We start from the raw sequence: 3,571 nt of genomic DNA, 5'->3' as shown, positions 1-3,571 counted from the left end.
CCCTCAATCGGGCGACCGGCAACCGTGTCCGTCGGCAGTTCGTGGACAGCGACACCGGCAAACCGGTCGATCGCGAGGAACAGGTCAAGGGTTACGAGGTCGGTTCGGGCGAGTACATCATGCTCGATCCCGAGGAAGTCGCCTCGGCGGTCCCCGACAGCGACAAGACCCTTTCAGTATCGACCTTCATTGGTTGTGGCGACATTGATGACGTCTATTTCGATAAGCCCTATTATCTGGCACCCACCGATCGCCATGCCGAGGAAGCCTATGGGCTGATCCGCGAGGGCATGCGCAAGAAAAAGGTTGCGGCTCTCGCCCAAACGGTGCTGTTCCGTCGCGTGCGCACGGTACTGATCCGCGCACACGGGACCGGCCTGATCGCCACGACGCTCAATTTCGATTATGAGGTCCGCTCGGCGAAAGATGCGTTCGACAGCGTGCCCGATATGAAGATCAAGGGCGAGATGCTGGAGCTGGCCGAGCACATCATCAAGACCAAGCGCGGCAAATTCAATCCAAAGGAATTCGACGACCATTATGAGGCGGCCCTGGCCGAGGTGGTCAAGGCCAAGATCGAAGGCCGCAAGATCGAGGTCCGCAAGGCGCCCAGGCAGGAAAAGGTTGTCGATCTGATGGCCGCGCTGCGCGAGAGCGCTGGCCTCTCCGGCAAGAAGACGGCCACCCGTGCCACTGCGAAGAAAGCGACGGCCACGAAGGCCAAAGCTGCGCCGGCCCGCCGTAAGGCAAGCTGAACATGGCAACGCTCGAAACCTATCGGCAGAAGCGCAACTTCAAGTCGACTTCGGAGCCGAAGGGCAGAAAAGCCCGCAAGACCGGCAACGCCTTCGTCATTCAGAAACATGCCGCGACCCGTCTGCACTATGACCTTCGGCTTGAGATGGACGGTGTGATGAAGAGCTGGGCGGTAACCAAGGGCCCCAGCCTCGTCCCAGGCGAAAAGCGGCTTGCCGTCCATGTCGAGGACCATCCGCTCGAATATAATAATTTCGAAGGTACGATCCCGAAAGGCGAATATGGCGGCGGCACCGTCATTATTTGGGATCAGGGCAGTTGGACCCCCGTCTACGATGCCCATAAGGGCTATGCCAAAGGGCATCTCGAATTCGAGCTCAAGGGCGAAAAGCTCTCGGGCCGCTGGCATCTGGTCAAGATGGCCGGCAAACCATCGGAAAAGCGCGAGAACTGGCTGCTGATTAAGGGCGAGGACGATGCCGCCCGAACCGCCAGCGATCCCGATATCCTTGAGGAGCGCCCGGAATCGGTGAAGACCGGTCGCAAGATCAAGGAGGTCGCCGGCGAGGCGCCGGGCTGGTCGTCGAAAACCGGGAAGATCACCAAGACAGCAGCGCAGAAACGAGCGAAATCTACGAAGACGGTGGAGCCCGAGGTCGACGTAGAGCTTCCCGACCCTGCCGCCGTCAAGGGCGCGAAAAAGGCGCCGCTGCCGGATTTCGTTGAGCCGACACTGGCCACACTCATGACGGCGCCACCGACAGGCGAACGCTGGATCCACGAAATCAAGTTCGATGGCTATCGGTTGCAGGCACGGATCGAGGCTGGCCGTGTCAAGCTCCTGACCCGCAGCGGTCTGGACTGGACCAGGAAGTTCGGCAAGGAGGTCGTTGCTGCATTGCAAGCATTGCCAGTCGGAACAGCGCTGATCGATGGCGAACTGGTCGTCGAAACCGGCTCCGGCGCTTCGGATTTTTCTGCCTTGCAGGCCGATCTCAGCGCTGGCCGATCCGACCGTTTCGCCTTTTATGTTTTCGATCTGCTTTATCTCGACGGCTACGATCTGCGGGCCGTGCCCCTGATCGAGCGGAAAGCGGTTCTGGAGCAGTTGGTCGGAGCCGAGCCTGGCCTCATCCGCTACAGCAGTCATTTCGACGAAAATGGCGGTCTCGTCCTGCGGCATGCCTGCCGGCTGAGCCTGGAGGGCGTGGTCTCCAAGCTCAGGGATGCACCCTATCGGTCCGGGCGAACCAAGGCCTGGGTCAAATCCAAATGTTCGGCGCGCCAGGAATTCGTCGTCGCCGGCTATGTGCCGTCGTCCACCTCCCGCAAGGCGATCGGTTCTCTCGTTCTCGGCGTCTATGATGACGGCAAGCTGGAACATGTGGGTCGCGTTGGCACCGGGTTCACCGGCGCGGTTGCCGAGGATCTTTTCAGGCGACTCGACCGCCTGCGCATTGCCGAGAGCCCATTTGCAGCCAAGCTCACGGCCGAGGAGTCCCGGATGGCGCGCTTTGTACGCCCCGAACTCGTGGCCGAGGTGGAATTCCGGGCCTGGACGGCTGATGGCCATCTGCGCCACGCCTCATTCCGGGGTTTGCGCGAGGACAAGGCGGCGAGCGAGATCGTCCGGGAAATCCCGAAATCGAAGTTGGCAGCGCCCAAGCCACAGAGACGTACGGTCACGCTCAGCCATCCCGACCGGATCTATTGGCCCGACGAGGGCGTCACCAAGGAAGGGCTTGCCGATTATTACGCCGAAGTCTGGCGCTATATTGCCCCGCATATCGTCGGTCGCCCACTGGCGCTGCTGCGCTGTCCGAACGGCATTACCGGTCAGATGTTCTTCCAAAAACACGCTTGGAAGGGCCTCAACAAGAACATCGTGCTGGTCAATGACCCCAAAGACAAAGACCAGGAGGCACTGCTTTCGATCAACGACCTCGACGGGTTGTTGGGCCTCGTGCAGTCCGCCGTGCTGGAAATCCATCCGTGGGGATCAACGGTGGCGGATTGGGAGCGGCCCGACACGATCATCATGGATCTCGATCCCGGCGACGGCGTCGCCTGGGAGACGATCATCACGGCGGCCGAGGAGGTCCGGCAGCGCCTCAAGGACGCCGGGCTCAACGCTTTCGTCAAGACATCTGGTGGCAAGGGCCTGCATGTCGTGGCGCCGCTCAAGCCCAGGGCGGATTGGCCCGCAGTGAAGGCCTTCACCAAGGCCATGGCGGATCGCATGGCTGCCGAAAGCCCCGAGCAATATGTCTCGACCATCACCAAATCGAAGCGTCGCGGCAAGATCCTAATCGACTACCTGCGCAATCAGCGCGGCATGACCGCCGTCGCGCCGTATTCGACGCGGGCCCGGCCCGGCGCCGCGGTCTCGATGCCCCTGGCTTGGGAGGAACTGAACCCCGGGATTGGGCCGAACTATTTCACCGTGGACAATACGCCGACGCGGCTCGCCTCCCTCACATCCGATCCATGGGAGGATTTTCGCGCCGCAGCCGAGCCGCTGGTCGTCTCTGGCGGCCGCAAGCGCAAAACGAGCTAGGAGAGGTTCGCCATGCAGCTCGTTCAAATCCTGCTGCCGCTGACCGACAATGACGGAAAGCCCTTTCCGCCCGCGATGTTCGAAACCCTCAAAGAGGATCTGACCCGAGAGTATCGGGGCGTGACGGCTTTCGTGCAGGCGCCTGCCCAAGGACGTTGGACAGAGACTGAAGCTGGCGCTTCCGAGGAAGACATCGTCATCTTCGAAGTGATGGTTAAGGAACTCTACCTCGGCCAGTGGAAACAGCGTCAAAGGGAC

General features: G+C 61.2%; 2 protein-coding genes and 1 pseudogene. All 3 read left to right on the top strand.

Annotated features, from left to right (window positions below):
* On the top strand, positions 1 to 755 hold a 755-nt coding region (locus VL202_RS12430; RefSeq protein WP_325464429.1), incomplete at its 5' end, for a Ku protein.
* A gap of 2 nt (positions 756 to 757) precedes the next feature.
* On the top strand, positions 758 to 3,313 hold the full coding sequence (ligD, locus tag VL202_RS12425) for a DNA ligase D (RefSeq protein WP_325464428.1): 2,556 nt from the start codon (positions 758 to 760) through the stop codon (positions 3,311 to 3,313).
* 12 nt (positions 3,314 to 3,325) lie between these two features.
* Positions 3,326 to 3,571: pseudogene (locus VL202_RS12420) on the top strand (hypothetical protein); the annotation flags it as partial.

This window comes from Pararhizobium sp. (genome assembly GCF_035497515.1).
Classification (GTDB): Bacteria; Pseudomonadota; Alphaproteobacteria; order Rhizobiales; family Rhizobiaceae; genus Pararhizobium.
This window is presented reverse-complemented; position numbering and strand designations above follow the sequence as displayed.